Annotated in this window: 18 protein-coding genes; 4 read left to right on the top strand and 14 right to left on the bottom strand. The window is 64.4% G+C overall.

The features are described from left to right. Positions 1-70: 70 nt before the first annotated feature. Together AC4D2W_RS09440 and AC4D2W_RS09435 are read right to left on the bottom strand one after the other, a co-directional pair. Complete coding sequence (locus AC4D2W_RS09440; RefSeq protein WP_490926627.1) at positions 71-2131, bottom strand: acyltransferase family protein; 2061 nt, start codon at positions 2129-2131, stop codon at positions 71-73. Positions 2132-2415: 284 nt separating this feature from the next. Beyond that, positions 2416-2853 (bottom strand): hypothetical protein, encoded by a 438-nt coding sequence (locus AC4D2W_RS09435; RefSeq protein ID WP_490926626.1) that lies wholly within the window; start codon positions 2851-2853, stop codon positions 2416-2418. A 245-nt stretch (positions 2854-3098) separates the two neighbouring features. Here AC4D2W_RS09435 and AC4D2W_RS09430 point away from each other — a divergent pair, with 245 nt between their 5' ends. Then, positions 3099-3347, top strand: a complete 249-nt coding sequence (locus AC4D2W_RS09430; protein ID WP_104052537.1) for a WhiB family transcriptional regulator — start codon at positions 3099-3101, stop codon at positions 3345-3347. 95 nt (positions 3348-3442) lie between these two features. Here AC4D2W_RS09430 and AC4D2W_RS09425 read toward each other — a convergent pair whose 3' ends face one another. The 4 genes from AC4D2W_RS09425 to AC4D2W_RS09410 all read right to left on the bottom strand — a co-directional run bounded on the left by AC4D2W_RS09425 (position 3443) and on the right by AC4D2W_RS09410 (position 11860). Continuing rightward, positions 3443-4924 (bottom strand): sensor histidine kinase, encoded by a 1482-nt coding sequence (locus AC4D2W_RS09425; protein ID WP_490926625.1) that lies wholly within the window; start codon positions 4922-4924, stop codon positions 3443-3445. 21 nt (positions 4925-4945) lie between these two features. Beyond that, positions 4946-9793, bottom strand: a complete 4848-nt coding sequence (locus AC4D2W_RS09420; RefSeq protein ID WP_490926624.1) for an NAD-glutamate dehydrogenase — start codon at positions 9791-9793, stop codon at positions 4946-4948. Positions 9794-9878: 85 nt separating this feature from the next. Next, positions 9879-11216 (bottom strand): CpaE/TadZ family protein, encoded by a 1338-nt coding sequence (locus tag AC4D2W_RS09415; protein ID WP_490926623.1) that lies wholly within the window; start codon positions 11214-11216, stop codon positions 9879-9881. Further along, positions 11213-11860 (bottom strand): CpaB family protein, encoded by a 648-nt coding sequence (locus tag AC4D2W_RS09410; RefSeq protein ID WP_490926622.1) that lies wholly within the window; start codon positions 11858-11860, stop codon positions 11213-11215. The genes AC4D2W_RS09415 and AC4D2W_RS09410 overlap by 4 nt, the downstream gene beginning before the upstream one ends. Before the next feature lie 221 nt (positions 11861-12081). Here AC4D2W_RS09410 and AC4D2W_RS09405 point away from each other — a divergent pair, with 221 nt between their 5' ends. Beyond that, positions 12082-12315, top strand: a complete 234-nt coding sequence (locus AC4D2W_RS09405; RefSeq protein WP_490926621.1) for a helix-turn-helix domain-containing protein — start codon at positions 12082-12084, stop codon at positions 12313-12315. A gap of 18 nt (positions 12316-12333) precedes the next feature. Here AC4D2W_RS09405 and AC4D2W_RS09400 read toward each other — a convergent pair whose 3' ends face one another. Beyond that, positions 12334-12885 (bottom strand): hypothetical protein, encoded by a 552-nt coding sequence (locus AC4D2W_RS09400; RefSeq protein ID WP_490926620.1) that lies wholly within the window; start codon positions 12883-12885, stop codon positions 12334-12336. Positions 12886-13082: 197 nt separating this feature from the next. Here AC4D2W_RS09400 and AC4D2W_RS09395 point away from each other — a divergent pair, with 197 nt between their 5' ends. Continuing rightward, positions 13083-13829: a LysM peptidoglycan-binding domain-containing protein gene (locus AC4D2W_RS09395; RefSeq protein WP_490926619.1), complete on the top strand. Its 747-nt coding sequence runs from the start codon at positions 13083-13085 to the stop codon at positions 13827-13829. A gap of 74 nt (positions 13830-13903) precedes the next feature. Beyond that, entirely contained in the window at positions 13904-14497 is a 594-nt protein-coding gene (locus AC4D2W_RS09390) for an Rv3235 family protein (protein WP_490926618.1), read from the top strand. 24 nt (positions 14498-14521) lie between these two features. On the opposite strand, the gene secA is transcribed toward AC4D2W_RS09390, so the two are convergent. The 7 genes from secA to mtrA all read right to left on the bottom strand — a co-directional run bounded on the left by secA (position 14522) and on the right by mtrA (position 24887). Then, positions 14522-17278 (bottom strand): preprotein translocase subunit SecA, encoded by a 2757-nt coding sequence (gene secA, locus AC4D2W_RS09385; protein WP_490926617.1) that lies wholly within the window; start codon positions 17276-17278, stop codon positions 14522-14524. 91 nt (positions 17279-17369) lie between these two features. Further along, on the bottom strand, positions 17370-18578 hold the full coding sequence (locus tag AC4D2W_RS09380) for a winged helix-turn-helix domain-containing protein (protein WP_490926616.1): 1209 nt from the start codon (positions 18576-18578) through the stop codon (positions 17370-17372). Positions 18579-18683: 105 nt separating this feature from the next. Continuing rightward, entirely contained in the window at positions 18684-19403 is a 720-nt protein-coding gene (gene hpf / locus AC4D2W_RS09375; RefSeq protein ID WP_490926615.1) for a ribosome hibernation-promoting factor, HPF/YfiA family, read from the bottom strand. Positions 19404-19572: 169 nt separating this feature from the next. Then, a complete protein-coding gene (locus AC4D2W_RS09370; RefSeq protein WP_490926614.1) occupies positions 19573-20595 on the bottom strand; it encodes a ComF family protein in 1023 nt (340 codons plus the stop codon). Positions 20596-20712: 117 nt separating this feature from the next. Continuing rightward, complete coding sequence (locus AC4D2W_RS09365; protein WP_490926613.1) at positions 20713-22473, bottom strand: LpqB family beta-propeller domain-containing protein; 1761 nt, start codon at positions 22471-22473, stop codon at positions 20713-20715. Then, positions 22463-24100, bottom strand: coding sequence for an MtrAB system histidine kinase MtrB (gene mtrB / locus AC4D2W_RS09360; RefSeq protein WP_490926612.1), 1638 nt, complete (start codon positions 24098-24100; stop codon positions 22463-22465). Before mtrB ends, AC4D2W_RS09365 begins: the two co-directional genes overlap by 11 nt. A 109-nt stretch (positions 24101-24209) precedes the next feature. Next, the gene (gene mtrA / locus AC4D2W_RS09355; protein WP_490926611.1) at positions 24210-24887 is read right to left on the bottom strand and encodes an MtrAB system response regulator MtrA; all 678 of its coding nucleotides are present in this window, start codon (positions 24885-24887) and stop codon (positions 24210-24212) included. Positions 24888-24902 lie beyond the last annotated feature (15 nt).

Below are 24902 nucleotides of genomic sequence, written 5' to 3'. Positions count from 1 at the left end.
GGGCACGGACCCGACGGTCTAGGTTATCCGACAATCAAAGCATGGGCACTTTTACATGCCCCTGCTGCTGTTACCAAGGCACCGCTGCATGGAACCGTCGGTCGAATTCATCAGTCATTGATGCCGTGTAAGTGGTTGTGAGGTGGTTGCCGTCCAGATAAACATAGACGTTCCCCACCACCGGCATGCAGGTCCCGTCGGGACAGATCAAATCTGTCATGTCGATGAGTTCCAGGCCGGGCATGGAATCGAAAAGCGACGCCACCGCTTCAGGATCCGAAAGCTTCTGGTCCACGGCAGTATTGCAGTCATCCGACTGGGCACCGTTGGCCTCGGCACACTGCAGCATGTTGAAGACGTATCGGGGGTTGTCCCGCACACCGATGACCGGAACTCCTCCCTGACGCAGCATTTCTGCGGCTTCCGGAAGTCCGGCCACGGGAGGATCAGCTGGTTCAACCGGGTGGGCCGACGTAGCGACAGTCACGACGGCGTCGGGCTTCAGTTCCAACGCGTAGTTCACGGCAGCTTCATTGAAGCTGTTGCAGTCTTCTCCGCGGCCCTCGGTGAGGGCTCCGAACTGGCATCCGCCCAGCAGCAGGGAAACCAGCCGGTAGTTGTGCTCCTTGGCGAGGGGCTCCAGCGCTCCCAGCCACTGTTCGGCGTGGGAATCGCCAATCACCAGGATGGTTTTCTCCGGCTGCGGGGAAGGCTCTGTCATCATGCAGTTTCCGGCCAGCACCGGGTCCCCGGGCGCTGCCTCGAACTCGGAGCAATCACTCTCCAGGACGCCCCACTCCTGATCCAGCGCACTGAGCGCGGGAACGGGCCGGGCATCAGGGCTGCTGAGATCCTCGAACCCTGCGAGCAGGGAGCGTGCACCGGGATTATCCCGAATCGCCGCGGCCGCCTGCTTCTCGGCCTGCACTTTGAGTCCGTACTGCCAGCCGGCAATCGGAGCTGCGGCGACGGCGATGCACAGGCCTATCACCAGGGCGGCGCGGGCTGAGTTGCGGTTTACCCATGCGGAGGACCGGAGCGGGCGCTCCACCAGTTTGGTCGTCAGGTAGGCGAGGACCAGCGACACAGCAATGATCGCGGTTCCCCCCACGGGCCCCACCTCCTGGCGGTCCCGCCAAATCAGGTAGATGACCAGGACCGGCCAGTGCCATAAGTACAGGGCGTAGGACATGTCCCCCAGGCGCATCAGCGGTTTCCAGGACAACAGCCGGTCCGCTCCGAGGCGGCTGCCGGTCTGCCCGGCAATAATCACGAGCGACGCTGCCAGGAGCGGCATCAGAGCCACGTAGCCCGGGAACTGGCCCTGCACGTCAAGCAGGAAGCCCACGCTGAGCATGGCTGCCAAACCGAGCCAGCCGGCCGCGACACGCAGGCCCCGGGGAAGCTTCAGATACGGCAGCGCCAGGGCGAGCAGGGAACCCAGCGCGAATTCCCACAGCCTGGTGCGGGTGTCGAAGTAGGCATGGGCCTGATTGCCGTAGGTTTCAATAATTGAGAAGCCCAGGGACAGGGCAAAGACCGTTCCGAAGACAATCAGCACCATCCGCCGGAATCGGACCCGAAGAGTTTTGGCCAGAAGTGCCGCTGCCGCCAGGAGCAGCGGCCAGAGAATAAAGACCTGCCCCTGGATGGAAAGGGACCAGAAATGCTGCAGGGGGCTCGCAGTGCTGTGGTCTGCGGCGTAATAGTCCACGGACTGCGCTGCGAGCAGCCAGTTCTGGAAATACAGGAGGGACGCCCAGCTCTGCGAGAGGATCTCGGTCCATCGGCTCTGCGGAACAAACAGCGCCGTTGCCGTCAGAGTTCCGATGAGCACCACTATGACCGGAGGCAGCAGCCGCTTGAACTGGTGAAGCCAGTAGCGGCCCAGTGCCAGGGGCCGGCCGCCCTCCACCTTGCGGATGAAGGAAAGCGTCAGCAGGAACGCGGAGATGAGGAGGAAGACATCCACCCCGCCGGAAACCCGCCCAAACCAGATGTGATAGGTGACCACCATCAGTACCGCGAGGGCCCGCAGTCCCTGCACTTCGGGACGGTACGTGGACTTGGCGGCAGACGGAGTGGCGGCGCGAGCGGTGACCGGTTTGAGTTCCGTTTCTAGCTTCGACACACAGACCTCTCGTCAGGACAGCAATTCAGCCATAAACTGTACCCCCTCAAACTAGGGGGCTCAGGGCCACTGCCGTTGACGCGGCACATCCGTTGGGCCCGCTCGGCACCATTCTAAGGGCCTTGGCTTATCTCGCTAAAAAGCCACGCCCGCGCGGCTGCACATCAGAAAACCACTTGGAACAGGACACCTGCGCACAGGTATTCTCGGCCAGGCAGGGCCTCACCGGCGGAAGCCGGCGTGTGGCCGATTCCACTGCCGGTCCGGTTACAGGGCCGGGCCGGTTACAGGGCCTTTGTCTCCCCCGAGAGCCTTGAGGTGTGCCGGACGACGGGCCGGGTGAACAGCAGTACCAACACCGCCGCGGCAGGCAGCAGCAGGAGCAGCCCGGCAAGAAGGACTCCGCCCTGCAGGGTGGGGACGGCGATCACCAGGGCAAACAGCTGGAACACCAGCACTCCGGCCCGGGTCCAGCGGAAACCGCGGAAGAAGAAGTGGCCCAGCGCCAGCAGCCATCCGCCTGCAGCTGCCAGCAGGACGGTGGTGAACACTGCCCCGCCCATGGATACCGGGGTTTCCGTGAAGAGGTTGTAGACAAACCAGCCCGCCAGCACCAGGAGAGTGGCTGCTTCCAGGATGAGGACTGCGGAAATGAAGATAACTGCCGCTGGACGGGACGCGGGGCGGCCCTCATGCGGCTGCGGCTCTTGAAGTCTTGACACACTGGCACACTACCGGACATAGTCGGAGAGCTCTGCGACAGGCCGCGGATTGGCCGTCCCCGCTGTGACACATCCCTCACGGTTTCGGGCAAATTGGGAGCTCCCTAACCCTTGTATGAGGTTCCTTTACATGGAATCCTAGGAGCTGGGGAAATGTGGGGCCGGAGCTGGCCCCTTTCGTTTGCAGTTGCTCGTGAATGTTTTCACAAACGGGAGACAACTATTTAGAGGAGATTGTGATTAGCATGGATTGGCGGAGCCGCGCAGCGTGTCTGGACAAAGATCCGGAGCTGTTCTTCCCTGTGGGCAACACCGGCCCGGCTCTTCTTCAGATTGAAGAGGCCAAGAGTGTGTGCCGCCGATGCCCGGTCATGGATACCTGCCTCCAGTGGGCTATCGAAACCGGCCAGGACGCCGGCGTTTGGGGCGGCATGAGTGAAGACGAACGCCGCGCGCTGAAGCGCCGTGCCGCACGCGCACGCCGCGCTTCATAACGAGCCGGATTTAGTCCGGGAAACTTCAGGAAGGGCCGCTGCCAAGAGCAGCGGCCCTTCCTGTTAATTCGTTCATTTGCCGGAACTAAAACGCCTCAGCTCCGGCGCGACGCATTGTCCAAGCCCATTTCAATCCGCACTTCCGTTCCGCCTCCCGGGCGGGCGGACCATTCGATGGTGCCGTCCAGTTCGCTCTGCACCAGGGTGCGGACAATCTGGAGTCCCAAACCCTCCCGCCGCGGCCCCGGCGGCAGCCCCACGCCGTCGTCGGCCACTGTGACAATAAGGATTTCCTCGGCATAGGCGCCGTGCTGCCGTGCCGCACTGAGCCACACCGTGCCCTTGCGGTCGGACAACCCGTGTTCGACGGCGTTGGTCACCAGTTCATTGATCACCAGTGCCAGCGGGGTCGCGAAATCACTGGGCAGCTCTCCAAAGGATCCCTCCTTTTCGGTGCTGACCTGCTGGGTTGGCGAGGCTACTTCCGCGGCCAGGCGGAACTGCCGGTCAATGAGCTCATCAAAGTTGACATTCTGCGTCAGTCCCTGGGACAGGGTTTCGTGGACCAGGGCAATGGTGGCGACCCGCCGCATGGCCTGCGCCAGCCCCTGCTTGCCTTCTTCGCTTTCCATCCGCCGTGACTGCATGCGCAGCAGTGCGGCCACTGTCTGCAGGTTGTTCTTGACCCGGTGGTGGATCTCGCGGATGGTGGCGTCCTTGGACACCAGTTCCATTTCCCGGCGGCGCAGTTCGGAAACATCCCGGCACAGCACCAGGGCGCCGAACCGTTCCTTCTCGTCCCGCAGCGGAATAGCCCGCAGCGAGAGGCTGACTCCGCGGGACTCGATTTCGGTCCGCCACGGCATCCGTCCGGTCACCACCAGCGGCAGCGTTTCGTCCACCATGCGCCGGTCCTTGAGCAGTGCCGTGGTGATTTCCGCAAGGGCACGGCCTTCCAGTGCCTCCATCTCCCCCAGCCGGCGGAAGGCGGAGACGCCGTTGGGCGAGGCATACTGCACAATGCCCTCGGCATCCAAGCGGATGAGTCCGTCTCCCACGCGCGGGGCGCCGCGGCGGGAACCTGTGGGTGTGGCGAAGTCGGGCCACAGTCCCAGGGTTCCCATCCGCAGCAGGTCATAAGCGCACTGCCGGTAGGTCAGTTCCAGCCGGGACGGCATGCGGGAGGAGGACAGGTCCATGTGGCTGGTGACCACGGCCAGGGTTCGGCCGTTGCGGACAAAAGGAATGGCTTCCACCCGCATGGCCGTTTCCGCTGTCCAGTTCGTTTCCGGAGACCGTTCAATGACCTGGCTGTTCCACGCCCTGTCAACGAGGGGCTGCAGATCCGCCCGGATCCGCTCCCCCACGAAGTCGCTGTGGAACACGGTGTGCGACGTCGACGGGCGGGCATGAGCCAGCGCAACATAGCTGCCGTCCGGAAGAGGGAACCAGAGTGCGAGATCCGCAAACGCCAGGTCGGCGACCAGCTGCCAGTCGCCGACCAGAAGGTGCAGCCATTCCGCGTCCCCCGGTCCAAAATCGGCATGGTCCTTGATGGGATCGGTAAATATGGCCACTGTCTCTTTTTCTTTTCGTATCTAGCGTCGAACGATGGAGCGCAGCAGGCGCAGGGCAACCGAAAGGGATGCCATGTCCTCGTGCTCCAGCTTGTTCACATCTTCGAACATCACCCGGGCGCGCTCCAAATTATCCGAGTTCTGCTCTTCCCAGAGCGCCACCCGCTTCAACGGATCCTCGCCCGCCTGGCCCGCCGTCGCGGTCAGCGCGGCCACCGTCATGTCAGCGACGGTGGAGTACAGGTCGTCGCGGAGCGCGGCCCGTGCCAGCGCCTGCCAGCGGTCACCGCGCGGCAGCTTGGTGATCCGTTCCAGCAGATCATCAACACCGAACCGCTCGTAGAGTGCGAAGTAGACGCCTGCAACGTTCGCGGCCGGCTCATCCACCCGCTTTGCAGCCAGCAGTGCAATGTCCAGCAGGCCAAAGCTCTCAAACAGTTCCGCCCAGTAGGTGCCCAGGTTTTCCGGGACGTCCCATTCGCGGGAGCGTTCAAGGGCTGCCTGGAACCGGTCCAGGTCAGCGCCCTTGAGGTAGTGAAGGAGATCTGCCCGCAGCGGACCAATGACCGGCTTGAACGCCTCGATGTCTTCGTCGATGGAGCTGCCGCGCCCCACGTGGTTGACGAACCAGCGGACGGCCCGGTCCAGCAGCCGGCGCATGTCCAGATGGATGGTCGTCCAGTTTTCCGTGGGGAAGCTGGCCGGCAGGTGGTTGAGTTCGTCCACCACGCCGTCGATCTCGTAGATTTCCCGCAGGGCGGTGAAGGCCCGGGCCACCATGGATTCGGTGGCCGAGGTTTCCTCGATCACCCGGAAGGCAAAGGTGATGCCGCCGATGTTGATGATGTCATTGGCCACCATGGTGGAGATGATTTCCCGGCGCAGCGGATGGGTGTCCAGCTGGTCGTCAAAGCGTTCCACCAGCTGTTTCGGGAAGTACCGGCGCAGCGTTCCGCTGAAGTAGGGATCGTCGGCGAGATCGGACTGCGTCAGTGCCTTGGTCAGCTCGATCTTGGCGTAGGCGGCCAGCACCGAGAGTTCCGGCGAAGTGAGGCCCACGCCGGCGGCCACGCGGGCCCGCAGTTCCTCATTCGTCGGCAGCGCTTCCAGCTCGCGGTTCAGGTCCGAGTGCTTCTCGAGCCAGTCCATCAGCCGCTCGTAGCTGGGGCTCCACTCGATCACATGGCGGCGGTCATTGAGCAGGAGCATGTTCTGGTCCTTGTTGTCCTGCAGGACCAGGTGCCCAACCTCGTCCGTCATGGAGTGCAGGAACTCTGCACGCTCGGCCGGATCCAGCTTGCCGGCGGCAACCATGCGGTCCACGAAGATCTTGATGTTGACTTCATGGTCCGAGCAGTCCACGCCTGCCGAGTTGTCGATGGCGTCGGTATTGAGGATCACTCCGGCACGGGCCGCTTCAATCCGGCCGCGCTGGGTCATGCCCAGGTTTCCGCCTTCGCCGATCACCTTGACCCGCAGGTCCCGGCCGTCCACGCGGATGGCGTCGTTCGCCTTGTCCCCCACCTCCGTGTTGGTCTCCGTGGAGGCCTTTACATAGGTGCCGATGCCGCCGTTGTAGAGCAGGTCTGCCGGCGCCTTGAGGATGGCACGCAGCAGGTCCGGCGGGCTCATCTTGGTTACTTCACTGCCCAGCCCCAGCGCCTGGCGGACCTCGGCGCTGACCGGGATGCTCTTGGCCTGGCGCGGGAAGACTCCTCCGCCGTCGCTGATCAGCGACGCGTCGTAGTCGGCCCAGGAGGAACGGGGCAGCTCGAAGAGCCGGCGGCGTTCCGTGTAGGAGGCGGCAGGATCCGGATTGGGGTCCAGGAAAATATGCCGGTGGTCAAAGGCTGCAATCAGTTTGACCTGGTTGGACAGGAGCATGCCGTTGCCGAAGACGTCACCGCTCATGTCACCAACGCCGACGGCGGTGAACGGTTCGGTCTGCGTGTCGATGCCCAGTTCGCTGAAGTGGCGTTTCACCGATTCCCAGGCACCGCGTGCGGTGATGCCCATGGCCTTGTGGTCATAGCCCACGGAACCGCCGGAAGCGAAGGCATCGCCCAGCCAGAAGCCGTACTCGGCGGAAAGTTCGTTGGCGATGTCGGAGAAGGAAGCAGTGCCCTTGTCCGCGGCCACGACGAGGTAGCTGTCGTCACCGTCATGCCGCACGACGCGCTGCGGCGGAACCACCTGCTCCTCGCCGTCGGCGGACAGCACCAGGTTGTCGGTGATGTCCAGCAGGGCCCGGATGAAGGTGCGGTAGCTTTCCTTGCCTTCTTCCATCCACGCTCCGCGGTCCGCTGCCGGGTCAGGCAGCTGCTTCGCGTAGAACCCGCCCTTGGCGCCGGTGGGAACGATCACGGCGTTCTTCACCGTCTGTGCCTTGACCAGCCCGAGGATTTCCGTGCGGAAGTCTTCCCGGCGGTCGGACCAGCGCAGGCCGCCGCGGGCAACCTCGCCGAAGCGAAGGTGAACGCCTTCAACCCGCGGAGAGTAGACCCAGATTTCATACTTGGGCCGCGGGAACGGAGCACCCTCGATGGCCGCCGTGTTCAGCTTGAAACTGACGTACGGCTTGTCCTGGTAGAAGTTCGTGCGCAGGGTGGAGTTGATCAGGTTGGCCACGGTGCGCAGGACCCGGTCAGCGTCCAGGGTGGGGACCTTTTCCAGTCCGGCGTCCAGCGCCGCGCGGGCCGCTTCTTCGGCCGCGGCGCGTTCATCGTCGGACAGGTCCGGATCAAACCGCGCTTCAAACAGGGCAACAAGGGCACGGGCCACCTCCGGATTGCGGCGCAGCGTTCCGGCCACAAAACCGTAGGAATTGGTGTTGCCCAGCTGGCGCATGTACTTGGCGTAGCTGCGCAGGATGACCACCTGGCGCCAGGACAGTCCCTGCTCAAGGATCAGCCGGTCAAAGTAGTCCGACTCGCTGGCTCCGGACGCTTCGGCACGGAAGGCTTCAGCGAGCAGGGAACCGGTCTTGATGGGGTCCAGCCCCGCCGGGTATTTCAGCCCCAGATCGTAGAGGAACACCGAGGTGCCGTCTCCCCTGCGGATTTCATAGGGACGTTCGTCGAGAACCTCCAGGCCCAGGTTGTGCAGGGTGGGAAGCAGCTGGGTCAGGGACCGCGGCTGCAGCAGGTACAGTTTCAGCCGCGCGTCCTCGCTGCCGCTGATGCCGGTGCGCTCGGGAACGTAGACGAACAGTTCAGGGGAAGACTCGGGTGCGGCCAGCCGGGCCTCAAAGCGGGCAATGTCTTCCAGGGCATCTTCGACTTCGTATCCGACACGGTAATTTTCGGGGAAGGCTTCGGCCCACAGGCCTGCCAGCCGCTGCGCGTCGCTCCGGCTGTACTTGGCACGGAGAACTTCGCTGATGCCTTCGCTCCAGGAACGGGCGGCCTTCACCAGCCGCTGTTCCAGCGCAGCCGGATCAACGTCCTGGATTTCTGCGCCGCGCGGCAGCCGGATGCGGAAGAAGATGCGGGTCAGTGCCGATTCGGTCAGCCGCGCCTCAAAGTCAATTGACTCGGCGTTGAAGCTGGAGCGCAGTTCGTCCTGGATGCGCAGGCGGACCGAGGTGTTGTACCGGTCCCTTGGCAGGAAGACCAGGGCGGACATGAACCTGCCGTAGACGTCCGGGCGGAGGAACAGCCGGGTGCGGCGTCGTTCCTGCAGTCGAAGGATGCTCTGGGCTGTTTCCAGCAGCGTCTCCACGTCAATCTGGAACAGCTCGTCCCGCGGGTACGTTTCCAGGATGGACAGCAGGTCCTTGCCGGAGTGCGAATCGGCGGGGAAGCCGGCACGGCGCATGACTTCGCGGACCTTGTCCCGCACGATCGGGATATTGCGCACGGAGCCGGTGTAGGCGCCCGTGGAGAACAGTCCGATGAACCGGCGCTCACCGTTGACGTTGCCCTGCGCATCGAAGCTCTTGACGCCGATGTAGTCCAGGTAGGCGGCCCGGTGCACGGTGGACCGGGAATTGGCCTTGGTGATCACCAGTGCGCGCTTTTCGCGGGCCTTCGCCCGGCCGGCGCTGGTCAGATGCTGCACGCGTCCGGCTGCCGAGGCACGGCTGAGCAGTCCCAGTCCCTTGTCCGAGCTGACGCGCAGCAGGTCCTCGCCGTTTTCGGAGATGAGGTCGTATTCGCGGTAACCCAGGAATGTGAAGTTGCCGTTGTCCAGCCAGGAAAGCAGTTCGCGGGCCTGCGCCAAGTCGGGAATTTCCCGGGGATTGGCGGCATTTTCCAGGGAACGGGAGACCTCGTGGACCTTTGCCCGCATGGCGGGCCAGTCGGCAACTGCCAGGCGGACGTCTTCAAGGACCTTCTGCAGCCCGGCGATGAGTTCGCTGCGCTGGGCTTCGTCTGCCAGCCGGCCGATTTCCACCGCAATCCAGGATTCAACGCGGGTGGTTTCATTCTGCTTGCCCAGAAGGCTGGAGAGGTTGGGCATGGCCGCGGTGTCGCCGCTGGAAATACCCGCGCTGGCCGGCACCCGGTGCACGGCCTGCAGTTCGCCGGTCTCCCGGTCGCGGTTGGCCAGGAAAGTGGGGTGAACCACGAGCCTGATAGCGGCGTTGCGGCGCACAATTTCCGCGGTCACCGAATCGACAAGGAACGGCATGTCGTCGGTGACGATCAGGATGACGCTGGCATCGCCGTCGTCCATGATGTCCACGGACGCCTGGCCATCGGGCCGGACGGCTCCCAGGCTGCGGTGACGCACCGCCCTTTCCCGCAGGGCCGACGGCGGATATCCGTCTGCGTCTTCCCCTGCCAGATGCTCGTAGTAGTTCCCTATGAATTCATCCAGGGACTCGTCGATACCCGATAGATCCGAAATGGGGGATCCAGACGACATGTAATACGCCTCCGTTGTTGCCTTCTTTGCAACCCGCTTCTTTGCGGATGGCTTTCCTTGAGCCTATCCCGCAAGGATGAAAAGGTCACTTTGCCGCGGCGGCAATCCGTTTGCTCCGGCGCCGGGTGGAAATCCGGACCTCCGCGAGCGCCGCAATCGCATGCCGCAGGGGTGACGAGGGCGCCGTCTCCAGCAGTGCGGAACCGGCCAGCAAAGCTGCATCAACAGTGGCGTATTCCGCAGGGAGGAAAGCGGCCACGGGCATTCCCGGTCCGAAGCGTTCCCAGGCATCGCGCAGCTGCCGTTCCGGCGAGCGCCCCACCGAAGAGCTGCGCACTTTGTTCAGCACCACTTTCGGTGCAGTGCCGGGCACGGCGCTTTCCAGTTCCGTAAGTGCCCGGACAAGCCGCGGAACCCCCACGGAATCAGCAGCCCCCACGGCAAGCACTGTGTCCGCGAGCTCCAGGGCGCGCAGCGTGGCACCGTTGCGCCGCGGGGCCATGGTGTCGAAGCTCAGCTCCTCGTCCGCCTCCAGGCTGAAGCCGCAGTCGATGACGATCAGGTCCATGGACTTGCGCGCCTGCTCCACCACCAGGCCCAGGGCGGTGGGACGCAGTTCGATCCAGCGGTCCGACCGGGTAATCCCGGTCAGCACCAGCAGGCGCGGTCCCTTGATGGACACGCTGAGGGTGCTGCGGAGCAGTGATTCCCCGTCCAGCAGACCCTGTTCCGCGAGCCGGCAGGCCTGCGCAACTCCTGCCGATTCCTCCAGCAGGCCCAGGTGTGCGGCCACCGAGGATCCATACGTGTCCGCGTCCACCAACAGCACGGCTTTTCCTGCAGCCGCCGCCTCGGCGGCAAGATTGACTGCAACGGTGGTCCGCCCGGGGGCGCCGGCCGGTCCCCACACCGCGATAACTGAACCGGCTGCCCGGTACTCGTCAGCACTGCCCGTTCCGCAATCCCCCGTCCCGTCAGTGTTCGTGTCCCGCCCCTGCCCGGCGCGGGACTCCCCCGTCCAGTCGCTGAGGGCCCGGGAGGGATCGGCCAGGAGCGCCGCGCGCCCTGCGCCGTCGTCCAACCGGCCCACTGCGTCCGTCACCAGGTCCGACAGCACCTCGGGGCGGGAACTGCGCGGGGCATGGACGATGTCCAGCGTGTCGAGGCGGCGCTGGACATTCTCCTCGTCACTCAGCACCAGCAGTGCCACGCCCGACGCCGCCAGCCGGTCCGCCAGCGCGGCAGTGACTTCACCGGCGTCGTCAGTGATGATGGCAGCGCGGGCGATACCGCTCTGGCAGGCGGCGATCAGTTCGGGCATCTCGGCACAGCGGCGCACCACAGTCACGGGCCCGTGCAGGCGTTCCAGGTCCTGGACGAGGTTCCCCACCCCGCTGCCCGCCGTTACCACGGGAATATTCATGAGCCGGCCGCCGGATTGAGCACCACGGCAATCTTGGCACCGTTGGACCGTGCGCTGAGCAGGGCCGAAAGGTCGTCGTCCTCCACCAGAACCAGGATCTCTGTGGCCCGGGTGGCGCCCAGGACGGACTCATCGATGGTGAGCTCAGAGATTTCGGCTCCGGACAAAATCTGTTGTGGCTCCTTGAATCCGTTTTGTGCATCCGGCATGGAGGACCAGACGTCAACCCGTGACCCTGCTTGGGTTCCGGAGGGCAGCGGATCATCCACGCGCAGCCCCACCGGCTTCCGGTCGAGGTCATCCGCTGCGCCCAGGTCACTGCGGGAGACCAGTTCGCCCTTCCGCAGCAGCCCGGTGGCAACGGCTTTGTCCGGAATGCCGTCCGCCACCGGCAGATAGGATCCCTCCACATCGCCGAGCCGCACGGGCACCACGGCAAAATCCTCAGCCGTGACCGGGGTACCCAGCGGGATGGCCTCGTCAACGGCAAAGACCTCAGTGGTTTGGTCCGCTGATCCCACGAGCGCAACAACGCCCGCCGTGGACGCGAGGACCAGGAGTATCCCCACCAGCAGCCGCGGATCTTTCCATGACGGCTTTTTCAAACGGGGCGCGGCTGCCTGCGTGCCTGTTGCGAGACTCATTTCTTCCCCCTGGTTGTTCCCCTGGCGACCCCGGAGTCCGGGGCTGCTGGGCCCGGACTGGCAATCGCTGACATTGTTGACTACAAATACGCGGAAGGAAACGGTGATTTGGGGAAAAGTTCAAAGTGTGGATAACGTGACCAGCGCAGCTGCAGGAATGGGACACTGAAGGCAGCAGTGCGGCACCCGGATACGCGGTAAACGGATACAGAGGTGGATACGTGGGTGAGAAGAGGTTCCTGACGCTGGCCGATGTCGGCGAGGTGCTGAACATATCCTCGTCCCAGACGTATGCGCTGGTGCGGTCCGGAGAGCTCCCCGCCATCCAAATCGGAGGACGGGGACAGTGGCGGGTGGAAACCCGCGTGTTAGAGGAGTTCATCGCCGACGCCTACCGGCGGTCGGCTTCCGGCCAGCGTGAAGAAGCAGCCCAGGGCGCCCTCCCCGAGCAGTAAGGGGATGGCCGCAGGGCATCAGCGGACGGAGCTGACCGCCGCAACAGCAGAAAGCGGCAGCGTGTAGACGCCGCGCACGTTTTCCGCCCGGCGCGGTTCGCCGTGCGGTATCAGCGACAGTTCAAAGAAGTCCTTTCCCACCCGGTCCACGGTGCCTTCCAGGGCTGAGGCCGGCGGTACACCCGCCGGGTGCACCCGGACAAGGGCACGGTTCCGCGAGAGCCCGCGGAGCGCTGATGCCAGCCCCAGCCGTGCCGCTGGTGCTTCGACGTCGGAAAAGCGGTCCATTCCACTGATGGACAACGCGTGGTCAAGGGCGACAACGAAGGAATGGCCGCTGCCTTCCAGCACAACCCACCCGCGGCCCACATGGCTGAGCACCCCCTCAACGGTTCCCGGAAGCCCCAGATCAATTTTCAGGAGCCGCCCGGCCTGGCTGTGCAGCCGGCCAGCCAATTCCATTGCGGCGAAGTCCGTTCGCAGCCGCTCCGACACCTCGGACTCGAGGACCTGTTCACGCACCGAAGCAAGCTGGGCTTCCAAATCGGCAAAAAGAGCATCCCATCGCATCTGCACAGGCTAACCGCTCTCCGGGCCCCATCTACGGCACAGCGTTACCAACAATCTCGAAAACACCCTAGACACCCTCCGGGCGGGCCTGTAGACAAGTCCCATCAAACGAACTCATTCACTCTAAATGGCATCAAATAACGTCAAACTGCATCAAATTGCTGATGACCAGTCCGGAACCGAAGGGAGACCCAGGCATGAGACACCATCTGCGGGATCTCCTCACCCTGGCCGCCGGCACCATTGCCGCAGTGATTCTGGTCCGGGCAGGATTCGCAACTCGGCCCAACCCTGAAACGCTTCTTCGCGGCTCCGTTTCTTCGCTGCAGGAGCTTGCCGGTTTTACCGCTGCTGCGGCGGGGTTGGGCATCGCGGTGGTGTGGAGCGTTGGACTGGCCATGGCTGTGGCATATGCGGCGCTGCGCAAGGCGGGCCATGCTGCCGCCGCCGCTGCCGCCGGTGCACTGGCCCCCGCCTTCATGAAGCGGCTCGCCGTTGCTGTCATCGGACTGAATCTCGTCTCCGGAACGGGTGGGGCCCAGGCCGCTGAGTTCTTCCCGCAGGGAAGCCAGCCGCCGGCAATCTCCTCTCTGGAGCAACCTCCACAGACCGTCCGCCCCCAGTGGAATCCTGCCGCAGCGGACGGAAACGATGAGCACCCGACACCCCACTGGAAACCCCGGGCAGCACCGGATGCACAGAATGTCTTTGTCCGTCCCGGCCGGCCGGAAACCGAATCACAGGCAGTAGTGCAGGAAGGCGACTCGTTATGGAGTCTGGCCTCGGCGCAGCTGGGTCCGCAGGCCACGGAGGCGGACATCGCTGCCCACTGGCCCCGCTGGTATGAGCGCAACCGGGCAGTGATCGGCGACTCCCCGGACCTGATCCTGCCCGGCCAGGTCTTCGAGATTCCCGACGCTCCGGAAACACCGCCGCGGCACTGACCCGACGTACATGTTCGGCCCGCATCCAGTTATCGGCGCTCCCCGGAGCAGCCGTGCAGGAAAGGACAGTCACCATGACCACCGTGATCACATTTCCCGTCCATGAGGAAGCAGATGACCTGGCGGCTGCCTCGGGAGCCCCGCGTCCGCTGACTGTTCAGCGCATTGCCGTCACGGGCTACACCCCGCAGGATGCGCCGCCCGTCAAGCTGCTGCCGCGTCCCGTCGCGGTTGATTCCGAGACCCCGTCCGGGCCGGCGGCGGTGGAGGAGGCACATTGGCGCAGCGACCCCGCGGATGATTCACGGGTGGATGCCATCGCCAGGTCAGTTACCCAGGCAGCGTTGGAGGTGCTTGGAGGAACCCGCCCCCTGCAGCAGATGGCCCGCTGGCTGGATCCGGACAGCTATGAACGGCTGCAGCTGCGCGCAAACCTGGTGCGCAGCAGGAATGCGGCACCCGCCGGCCGCAAGGGCGGAGGCCCGCTCCCCGCTCCGGTGCGGCTGCACCGGCAGGTCGTGATCAGGTGCTGCCGGATCTGTCCGGTCTCGGAGGGCGTCTATGAGGCTTCAGTGGTTGCCGCCGAACAGAACAGAGTCCGCGCCGCAGCTCTGAGAATAGAACTGCGGCGCGGACTCTGGAAAATTACCGCCCTGGAAATCGGTTAGGCCGGACGGCTGCCGGCCTCACCCCTACTTGCGGCGCTTGGTTTTCTTCGGAGCGCCCTGTGCCTTCCGCTGCTGACCTTCAGCGCCGGATTTCGCAGGCTTGTCGGAAACGGCACGCTCAACACGGGTTTCCACGCCGCCCTCGGTGTTGGGCGCCGAGAACTGCAGGCTGGCAGGACGCTGGGGAGCCTCGAGGCCGGCAGCTGTCACCGTCGGCTGGCCGACGACGCCGCGTCCGTCCTTAAGTCCGGCCAGAGCCGGCGGAACATCCGCGGCAGGCTGGTTTACCTTTACCTCGGCATTGAACAGGTAGCCGATGCTCTCCTCGCGGATGGCCTCCGTCATGGTCTGGAACATGACGAACCCTTCGCGCTGGTACTCCACCAGGGGATCGCGCTGGGCCATGGCCCGAAGTCCAATACCCTCCTTGAGGTAGTCCATCTCATAAAGGTGTTCCTGCCACTTGCGGCCGATCACCGAAAGCACCACCCGGCGCTCGAGTTCGCGCATGGCCGGTGCACCCAGCGCATCTTCCCGGGCCTGGTAGGCCAGCTTGGCATCGGACAGGATTTCCTCCTGCAGGAATTCCCGCGTGACCTTGGAGCGTCCTCCGGCTTCCTCAACCACTTCGTCAATGGTTAGGCTCACCGGGTAGAGCGTCTTGAGGTTGGTCCACAGCTGTTCGTAGTCCCAGTCATCGCCATGGCCCTCGGCGGTCGCCTCGTTGACGATCGAGGTCACGACGTCCTCCAGGAAGAAGCCGATCTTCTCCTGCAGATCGTCGCCCTCCAGGATCCGGCGGCGGTCGCCGTAGATGGCTTCACGCTGGCGGTTCAGGACGTCGTCGTACTTCAGGACGTTCTTGCGCTGCTCGGCGTTGCGTCCCTCCACCTGGCCCTGGGCGTTCTGGATGGCCTTGGACACCAGCTTGGATTCCAGTGCGACGTCGTCGGGCATCGAGGAGCTGTTCATGATCCGCTCGGCGGCACCGGAGTTGAACAGACGCATCAGGTCATCGGTGAGCGAAAGGTAGAAGCGTGACTCCCCCGGGTCGCCCTGGCGGCCGGAACGACCGCGCAGCTGGTTGTCGATGCGCCGGGACTCATGGCGCTCGGTTCCGAGGACGTACAGGCCTCCGAGCTCAATGACTTCCTGCTGTTCGGCGGCAACGGCTTCACGTGCCTTTTCGAGGGCATCCGGCCAGGCTGCCTCATACTCGTCCGGATTCTCACTCGGGTCCAGGCCGCGCCGCTCAAGCTCGGCAATCGCGTTGAACTCTGCGTTTCCGCCCAGCATGATGTCGGTGCCTCGGCCGGCCATGTTGGTGGCCACGGTTACGGCGCCCTTGCGTCCGGCCTGCGCCACGATGGCGGCTTCGCGTGCATGGTTCTTGGCGTTGAGGACCTCGTGCCGGATGCCGGCCTTGGCCAGCTGCTTGGAGAGGTATTCGCTCTTCTCCACGCTGGTGGTTCCCACCAGGACCGGCTGCCCGGCGGCGTGGCGCTCGGCAATGTCCTGGACGACGGCGTCGAACTTGGCAATTTCGTTCTTGTAGATCAGGTCGGACTGATCGATGCGCGCCATGGGCTTGTTCGTGGGGATCGGCACCACGCCCAGCTTGTAGGTGCTCATGAATTCGGCGGCTTCGGTCTCGGCCGTGCCGGTCATGCCCGAGAGCTTTTCGTAGAGACGGAAGTAGTTCTGCAGGGTGACCGTCGCCAGCGTCTGGTTCTCCGCCTTGATGGCCACGCCTTCCTTGGCCTCAATGGCCTGGTGCATGCCCTCGTTGTAGCGGCGGCCGGCGAGGATGCGGCCGGTGTGCTCATCAACGATCATGACCTCACCGTTGAGCACCACGTAATCCTTGTCCCGCTTGAACAGTTCCTTGGCCTTGATGGCGTTGTTCAGGAAACCGATCAGCGGCGTGTTGGCGGATTCGTAGAGGTTGGAAATCCCAAGGTAGTCCTCGACCTTTTCGATTCCGGCTTCCAGCACGCCCACGGTGCGCTTCTTCTCGTCCACCTCGTAGTCGGTGTCCAGCGTCAGCCGCTGCACCACCTTGGAGAATTCGGTGTACCAGCGGTTGACATCACCGCTGGCCGCCCCGGAGATGATCAGCGGCGTGCGGGCCTCATCAATGAGGATGGAGTCCACTTCATCGACGATGGCGTAGTGGTGGCCGCGCTGAACCAGCTCGGCGGCGCTCCACGCCATGTTGTCGCGCAGGTAGTCGAAACCGAATTCGTTGTTGGTTCCGTATGTGATGTCCGCGCTGTACTGCTCGCGGCGGGTGGCGGGGTCCTGGTTGGACAAAATGCAGCCGCTGGTCATCCCCAGGAAGCGGAAGACTCGGCCCATCAGCTCCGACTGGTATTCGGCGAGGTAGTCGTTGACGGTCACGATGTGGACGCCGCGCCCGGTCAGGGCGTTCAGGTAGGCCGGGGCGGTGGCAACGAGGGTTTTACCTTCACCGGTCTTCATTTCGGCGATGTTGCCCAGGTGAAGCGCTGCTCCACCCATCAGCTGCACATCGAAGTGGCGCATGCCGAGTGTGCGGCCCGCGGCTTCACGGACGGCGGCGAAGGCTTCCGGCAGCAGGTCGTCCAGGCTCTCGCCGCCGGCGTACCGCTCCTTGAAGCGTTCCGTTTCCCCCCGGAGTTCGGCGTCCGACATGCCCCTGTACTCGTCCTCGAGCACGTTGATCGCATCGGCGTAATTGCGCAGTGTCTTCAGCGTCTTCTTATCGCCTGTACGAAGAACCCGTTCGAGTAGTGATGCCACTGATTTGCTCCCAATCTAGTGTTGCCTAATTCTGGCGTCCCCAGTCTACGTGAGAGACGTTTGGCAGAGTGCCGGTGTTCCCGCAGCGGGGCTATTCACGGCATACTGCCAGCTTTAGCGCGGAGGCAAGATTCCCCGACGGTTTTACGATAACGTCATGCAGCCCCAGCCAATCTGCCATCATACGTAGTTCTGCGGCAAGCTCAACGGCTGTATGCGGCGGAGCGTTGTCTTCCCGGTGGGCGGCCTGCACCAGCAGAGCACGGTTGGAGCGGTCCGCTTTGAGGTCCACCCGCGCCGCGAACTGCTCCCCCAGCAGGAAAGGCAGCACGTAATAGCCGTAGCAGCGTTTCAGCGGCGGCGTGTAAATCTCAAGGCGGTACCGGAAGCCAAAGAGCGACTCAAGCCGCTTCCGCTCAAAAACCATGGAATCAAAGGGGCTCAGGAGTGCGCGGGCCGAGGACTTGCGCGGGATGACCGCATCCGCGTGCAGATATGCCGGGGATCTGAGACCTGCGATGTCAACACGCCGAAGCCGGCCCTCCCGGACCAGTTGTTGGACCGCATCCGCCGTTTCCCGCTGCGGCAGCCGAAAGTAGTCCGCCAGACTGCGGATGGTTCCCACCCCGTGTGCCCGGGCAGCCAGTTCCGTGAGGCGCAGGACCGCCTGCCGGGGATCGGCGGGTTCCAGGGCCGCCGCCCCTGCGGGATGCACGGCGGCCGTGGGGGCGTAGATCCGCTCGAACTGCGGGGTGCGTCCGGCCGAGCTGAGGAGACCGGAAGCAAACAGGTCCTCAAGCACCCGTTTGGACGCACTCCAGTTCCAGCCCCAGTTGCTGGAGTCCCTGGCCTGGACCCCTCCGAGCCGGGCGGCTATCTCCCGGGCTGTCAGCGGCGGGCCGTCGGCGAGGAGCCCAAGGATTTCCGCGCTGAGCCGTTCCTTCAGCTCCGGCTGCAGGGAATGGGCGGTCATCCAAACCCGACTTTGGACCGTGCGCAGGTCGGCGAAAAGCTCGGGACGGATATAGCTGGCCTCATGCGCCCAGTACTCCACCATCCTGCGCGGGGCTTTGGAGGCCAACCGGTCCGGGACAGCTGTGTCGTAGGGTCCCAGCCGCGAAAACAGGGGCAGATAGTGGCTTCGGGACAGCACGTTGACGGAATCAATCTGCAGCAGCTGCAGCCGCTGCAGGGTCCGTTCCACGGACCTTGTGCTCGGGCTTCCGGGGCGTCCCTTCACAAGTCCCTGGGCACCCAGTGCGGTGAGCCGCGCCTGCCGGGGCGTGAGGGTCAGGGTCATACCGCCATCCTAGGCGCAGCAAGAAGGCCCCCGGGGGATGAACCGTTCAACACGTTCCATCACAGCCGGAGGCCTTCAGCGGGCCGTCACGTCAAGGGCGCTGCATCATGCAGTCTTGGCTTCTTCCCCTTCACGGTATCCGCGCACCTCTTCCTTGATGTCATCGGAACCTTCGGTGTCCCCGGAATCAAGGGTAATCACACCGTAAGTCCAGCCCCGGCGCCGGTACACCACGGAGGGCGCTCCGGTGGCGGAGTCCACGAACAGGTAGAAATCGTGGCCGACCAGCTCCATAGCATCCACGGCGTCGTCAAGGCTCATGGGGGCACCCGGGAAGACCTTGCGCCGAATCAGGACTGGGCAGTTCTCGGCCGGTTCCGCAGACTCTTCATCACTCTGAGCGGTGACGGCATCAGCGTTGGCTGCTTCCTTTTCCAACTGGGTGTGCAGCGGTTCGCTGGTACTTACCGTCGCAAGATCTGCGGTGGCAAGCCGGACTGCTACCGGGGTGTGGCGGCCATGGTGGACCTTTCTGCGGTCGCTGGCCCTGCGCAGGCGTTCGATGAGTTTGGCGTACGCAAGGTCGAAGGCGGCGAACTTGTCGCCTGAGGTGGCCTCTGCACGTACCACGGGGCCCCGGCCGACAACCGTCAATTCCACGGTCAGAGAGCTGTCGGCTTCACGGACGTTGGGCTGCTTGGTGACTCGTGCGTCTACCCGCTGGACCTTGTTCGCCAGGTTCTCCACCTTGGCGATTCGTTCTTCGGCATACTCCCGGAACCGGTCGGATACTGCAACGTTGCGTCCGCTAATCATGAATTCCATGGTGCCCTCCAATAGATTTCGGTGACACAGCACCGGCCGCTGTCAAAATCCTGCGACCGCTGCCGCAGGACAACTCCGCTTCTTGAAGCTGTCCATACCAACACGTTAGATCACTGCCCAGCGTTATTCACCTCCGGACATTCCGATTACCTTAGCCGTGTCCCGTGGACTACGATCCGCCCTCAATGTAATTTGCATCACTTGCCGGACCTGCAGTGGCTGCGATGACTACGGCACCTTCGACACGCGCCCCTGCAGCCCGCAGCGCACGCGTGGCCTCCGCCAGCGTCGCCCCGGTGGTGAGGACATCGTCGACGACGAGACACCGCGTGCCTGCCAGTGTGCCTGCAGGTCCGGCAGTCATAGTTCCGTAAACATTCCGGCGCCGCCCCTTCCGTCCCAGGCTCTTTTGGCTTGCCCCGGAGATCCCGGACGCAGCGGCAACCAGGGCGCCTGGCCGCAGCACGTCCCGCGGACCGCGTCCCGCCAAGCGGAGCACCGGCGCAACCCCCGTCCCGGCCGGCAGCAGCCCGCCGGTCCTCAGTGCGGCCAGCAGCATCGTCAATGGGTTATAGCCGCGGCGGCGCAGCGCGCGGCCCGTCCCCGGAACGGGCACCAGCAAAAGCCCGGTACTGCTGCCGATGTCCTGCACGGCATGATGAAGTGCTCCGGCGAGGACCGGACGGAGCACACCGGCGAGGTCGGTGTGGCCGTGGTTCTTATAGGCGAGCAGCACCCGTGCCAGGCCGCCCGCGTAGCGGCCGGCGGCCAGCACCGGCAGCGCCGACAGTTCCACATCGGGCAGATCCGGCTCGGGCAGAGTCTTCGGCCCGCAGGCACCGGCCTCCGGTTCCATCTGCCTCCCGGCCTCGGCGCGCGGAAGCAGTTCTGCCGCAGCCTGGGCGTAGTAGGGGCGGGTGCCGCTGCGCCGGACCCTGCCCCGGCAGCCGGGACACAGGGATGAATCCGGTGCTCCGCAGACCACGCAGGACGTCGGCAGCAGTACGGCAAGCAGATCAGCCCAAGCGGCGCCGACCGCGGCAGCCCACGGCTTCAGCCGCCACCGGTCCGCGGCGCTGCCTAAAAGGGCCGGGGCGCTGCCCAAAAGGGCCCGGAAACCGGCCCGGAGCGGAAGGCGAGCCCGCCACGGCGAGTCCGCAGCGAAGGGTGGTGAAGGATCCGGTATCTCCATGCCGTCATCCTGGGGCAGGGAACGCCGCGAATCAGTAAACGCTCATCCTGAGGTGGGAACCCAGGACCCGGCGGCGGTTTCGCTTCGCCTGTGCAGGACGGGTGCGCCTGGAAGGGGCTACCCGGGGAAGGCCGGATCCAGCAGTTCCTTGCCCACCTCGTACCAGCTGTTGCCCATCCGCTTGAACATGGCCTCGTCGGTCTGAACGTAGATGTCCTGTTCACCCTTGCCGGCACTGAGGCTGGTAATACCGGTCAGGCCGGCCAGCGGTTCAGGGCTGGAACCCAAACGCAGAATCACGGGCGTGACCTGGTTGTCCGGGGACGTCTGCAACGCGACGATGGAATCCTGCGAGACCCACTTGGCGCGGTTCACGGGAAGCGTCTGAGGAATTCCGGAGCCCGTGTTGGCGGTGACTGCCAGCTCCAGCGGAGTGGTCAGGGTCTTCGGGGTTCCGTCCGTGTCGCGCACGACACCGGCAACGAACACGTGGCTTTTCCCGCCCTGGCTTGTCACCAGCAGAGCACGCGCCCCGTCCCTGGAAATCCGAAGCTCGGAAACTGCCACTTCATTCAGCCAGGCCACCGGCAGTGACAGGACCTGTTCCGGTCCCCCGCCCGGCGGCAATGCAAGGATTTTGGCTCCGCCCGCGGTGTTCGAGGCCGTCCACGTCCACTTTTCCACATCAATACTCGGGGCGGTCAGCGCCGTGCCGTCAACGACTTTGCGAACGTCCTGGTTGGGTCCGGTAAGGAACAGGGACGTTCGATCCCTGTTGAGGAAGGCAACCGTGGCCAGATCCAGGGAGAGAGCCGGATCCCGCGGACCATACTCCGCAACACTGGGAATGCCCTCGATTGCCTGCGGCTCCACTCCCTTGAAGTAGGCCAGCTCATTTTGATGCACACCAATCTGGGTGCTGCCCGCTTCGGGGTCGGCGACGGCGTCGACCAGCGCACTGCTTTCCTTGCCCAGGTCCACGGCCCGCTGGTTGACCGTCATGCTGACCGAGTTCACGTTGTTGAGGTTGGTCAGGTTTTGCTGCAGCTGCAGGGCCATCTGCTGCCGGTTAAGGTCATTGGAGTCCTGCAGGACCTCAGCGGACAGATCCACCGTCGCCACGCCGGAGACCACCGGTACGGCATCCCGGGCAAGGGCCGTACCCGCCGGGAAGGCGCTGCTGACGGCCCCCTGGAGATAGGGTGCCGGCCCCTCCAGCATTGCCTTGACCACGTTGGCCGCAATGCCTGACTTTTGGACGAACCAGCGGGTGTCGGGAACCCAGAACTCAAAGTTGCTCGAATAGAAATAAAGGTTGTGGGAGAGGAACAGCAGCGAGAAATTGACCTCGGAGATCATGATTCCGTTGGGAATGGCGTTGATCCGCCACTGGCCGTCTTCCTGTTCCACGGAGGCGGAGACCGTTTCCGTGGTACCCAAGGCCTTGTCGGTGCGAATTCCGCGCGTATCCAGAGCTCCCACCACTTCCAGCTGGATGGCGTAGCTCGTCCCGTCAGCCGCCGGCACGATATCCGGATCCGCGCCGTAAATCAGCACCCGGTCATTCGGGGTCCAGGTTTCAGCCAGGGAGTCGGTCAGGAATTCGCGGGCCACGCTGTAATCATCTGCTGCACCAGTTCCTGCGGTGATGAAACCCTGCAGGATTTCCGCCGGAGAGTCTCCTCCGTTTTGGCTGGGTCCGCGCGGAGCCACGTCAAAGGTGTCCACCAGTGAGCTGCCGTCGCTGTCCGCGGAGGCCGTGCCCACGGGGCCGGTGGTGGGAATGGAGGAACATCCGGACAGGACCGCCATCAGCAGAGCCGCCATGAGCACCAGCTTCGCGAACGGCCGGGCGGAAGCGGAGTTTTCAGCGTCCATCGGTCGGCTCCTGGGCTGATGCGTCTGCGGGCGAGGTTACCGGTGTGATGACGGGAGCAGGTGCACGGGCGGTCAGCGCACGGGTTCCGGGGGCGCCGTCGTACGGTGACAACGGCACCGGCGATTCGGCAAACGGCACCCCGTGACGGCGGGGCAGGGTAAGCCGGAAGCAGGCTCCGTCTCCGGGGCGCCCCCAGGCCTGGAGCAGTCCCCCGTGCAGCAAAGCGTCTTCGACGGCGATGGACAGTCCAAGTCCACTGCCGCCCGTTGTCCGCGCCCGGGCCGGATCAGCGCGCCAGAAGCGGTCGAACACCCGTGAAGCTTCGTCGTCGGTCATGCCGATGCCATGATCCCGCACTGCCACCGCAACGGCGTCAAGGTTGGAGGCAATGGCAATCTCAATGGGCTTTCCTTCGCCGTGTTCCAGGGCGTTGACCACCAGGTTGCGGATAATGCGTTCGATCCGCCGCGGGTCCGCGTCCACCATGCAGCTGGTTTCCTTGGAGACCACAGTGATTTCCGATCCGATGTTCAAGGCCAGCGGTTCCGTCGCGTCGATGACGTCGCGGACCACGGTGAATATGTCGGTGGGCTCCAGATCAGGCGATGCCGCACCGGCGTCGAAGCGGGAAATTTCCAGCAGGTCAGCGAGCAGGGCCTGGAAACGTTCCACCTGGTGGTAGAGCAGCTCCGTGGAACGGCGGCTGATGGGGTCAAACCCGTCCCGCGCGTCGTAAAGAACCTCGGCCGCCATCCGCACAGTAGTCAGCGGCGTGCGCAGTTCGTGGGACACGTCCGAGACGAAGACCTGCTGCATCCGCGAAAGCTGGGCCAGCTGTGTGATCTGATCCTGCAGGGTGGCCGCCATGTGGTTGAAGGACGCGGCCAGGCGGGCGACGTCGTCCTCGCCCTTGACGACCATGCGTTCCTGCAGCTCGCCGGCGGCCAGCTTTTCGGAGACCGCCGCCGCGTCACTGATGGCTCCGACTCCGGCCTTGGCGACAATCCAGGCAATGGTCCCGATGATCACCAGGAGCAGCCCGCCGGCGATCCACAGGATGCGGTGGATGTCATCGAGGGTCTGCTGCATGGAGGACAGGTCATAGATCAGGTAGAGGGCGTATTCGGCCCGGTCCGGCGGGAGGGTGACCTTGGTGCCGAAGGCCAGCCCGGGCTCACCGTGGGACAGGGCCAGGGCGGACCAGTGGATGGTGTCGCGGTCGTCATCAACATCGATGCTTCGAACGGACTCGCTCAGGGTCAGCGGAATGCTGCCGGCAGTGATGCCCTCCCCCAGAGTCTGGGAGACAAAAAGGTCCTGTTCCTGGCCCGGCAGGGGGCTAAGCAGGTAAAGGCGGGGCGCGTCGGCCCCCTGTCCCTCCAGCAGCGAGAGCGTGTTGGAAACCAGCCGTTCGGTTCCTTCACGGTCCGTGGCTGCAGTGGTCCGGAAGTTTTCCTTGGCCGAGACGAGCCCTGCCGTGGCCTCTGACTGGAACTGCTTCAGGCGCTCTTCATAGAGCGCGCCGGCAATCTGATGCGAGAGGAAAGCACCCACGCCGCCGCAGGCGAGGGTGACCAGGAGCAGCGTGGAGACCACGGTCTTGAACAGCAGGGAACGCCGCCACATGCGGGCGATCCGGTGAAATGTTTCCTTGCGCAGCGCGTCGCGGAACTGCCTGAGCGTCCGCAGCAGTGCCGGGAGGACTTCGGTCTTCAGGACCGAAGTCCCCTGCCGCCTAGCTCTGACCGGCTTTGTAACCGACACCGCGCACCGTCAGGACTATTTCGGGTGCTTCGGGGTCGCGCTCGATCTTGGAACGAAGCCGCTGCACATGGACATTAACCAACCGGGTATCGGCCGCGTGGCGGTAACCCCAGACCTGCTCCAGCAGCATTTCACGGGTGAATACCTGCCAGGGCTTCCGTGCCAGGGCCACCAGCAGGTCGAATTCCAGCGGTGTGAGGGAAATGGTGTCAGCGCCGCGGGTGACCACGTGGCCGGCCACGTCGATGGACACCTCTTTGATGCTGAGGGTTTCCGGGGATTTCGTGTCGCCCGGACGCAGCCGTGCCCGAACCCGGGCCACGAGCTCGGCAGGCTTGAAGGGTTTCGGAACGTAGTCGTCCGCCCCTGATTCCAGGCCCCGGACGACGTCGGAGGTGTCCGACTTTGCGGTCAGCATGACGATTGGCACGTCGGATTCACCACGGATCTGCCGGCACACCTCGATCCCGTCGATCCCGGGGAGCATGAGGTCCAGCAGGACAAGGTCGGGCTTGGTATGGCGGAAAATGTCCAGCGCCTTGGAACCGTCCGCGCAGAAGACAGGGTCGAACCCGTCGTTGCGGAGCACAATGCCGATCATCTCGGCCAATGCTTCGTCGTCGTCCACGACCAATATGCGTGCCTTCATAACTCCCTGTCCCCA

It is taken from the genome of Arthrobacter sp. TJ-58, assembly GCF_058269295.1.
The sequence above is the reverse complement of the archived record's forward strand: the minus strand, read 5'-3'. Positions and strand labels throughout refer to the sequence as shown.

Excerpts from the sequence above, each read along its gene's own strand:
- AC4D2W_RS09390 (WP_490926618.1), top strand. The coding sequence starts at position 13,904 with ATGACCACCGTGATCACATTTCCCGTCCATGAGGAAGCAGATGACCTG.
- AC4D2W_RS09415 (WP_490926623.1), bottom strand. The coding sequence starts at position 11,216 with ATGAATATTCCCGTGGTAACGGCGGGCAGCGGGGTGGGGAACCTCGTC.
- AC4D2W_RS09395 (WP_490926619.1), top strand. The coding sequence starts at position 13,083 with ATGAGACACCATCTGCGGGATCTCCTCACCCTGGCCGCCGGCACCATT.
- AC4D2W_RS09370 (WP_490926614.1), bottom strand. The coding sequence starts at position 20,595 with ATGGAGATACCGGATCCTTCACCACCCTTCGCTGCGGACTCGCCGTGG.
- mtrA (WP_490926611.1), bottom strand. The coding sequence starts at position 24,887 with ATGAAGGCACGCATATTGGTCGTGGACGACGACGAAGCATTGGCCGAG.
- AC4D2W_RS09380 (WP_490926616.1), bottom strand. The coding sequence starts at position 18,578 with ATGACCCTGACCCTCACGCCCCGGCAGGCGCGGCTCACCGCACTGGGT.
- mtrB (WP_490926612.1), bottom strand. The coding sequence starts at position 24,100 with ATGTGGCGGCGTTCCCTGCTGTTCAAGACCGTGGTCTCCACGCTGCTC.
- AC4D2W_RS09365 (WP_490926613.1), bottom strand. The coding sequence starts at position 22,473 with ATGGACGCTGAAAACTCCGCTTCCGCCCGGCCGTTCGCGAAGCTGGTG.
- AC4D2W_RS09430 (WP_104052537.1), top strand. The coding sequence starts at position 3,099 with ATGGATTGGCGGAGCCGCGCAGCGTGTCTGGACAAAGATCCGGAGCTG.
- AC4D2W_RS09410 (WP_490926622.1), bottom strand. The coding sequence starts at position 11,860 with ATGAGTCTCGCAACAGGCACGCAGGCAGCCGCGCCCCGTTTGAAAAAG.
- AC4D2W_RS09420 (WP_490926624.1), bottom strand. The coding sequence starts at position 9,793 with ATGTCGTCTGGATCCCCCATTTCGGATCTATCGGGTATCGACGAGTCC.
- hpf (WP_490926615.1), bottom strand. The coding sequence starts at position 19,403 with ATGGAATTCATGATTAGCGGACGCAACGTTGCAGTATCCGACCGGTTC.
- AC4D2W_RS09400 (WP_490926620.1), bottom strand. The coding sequence starts at position 12,885 with ATGCGATGGGATGCTCTTTTTGCCGATTTGGAAGCCCAGCTTGCTTCG.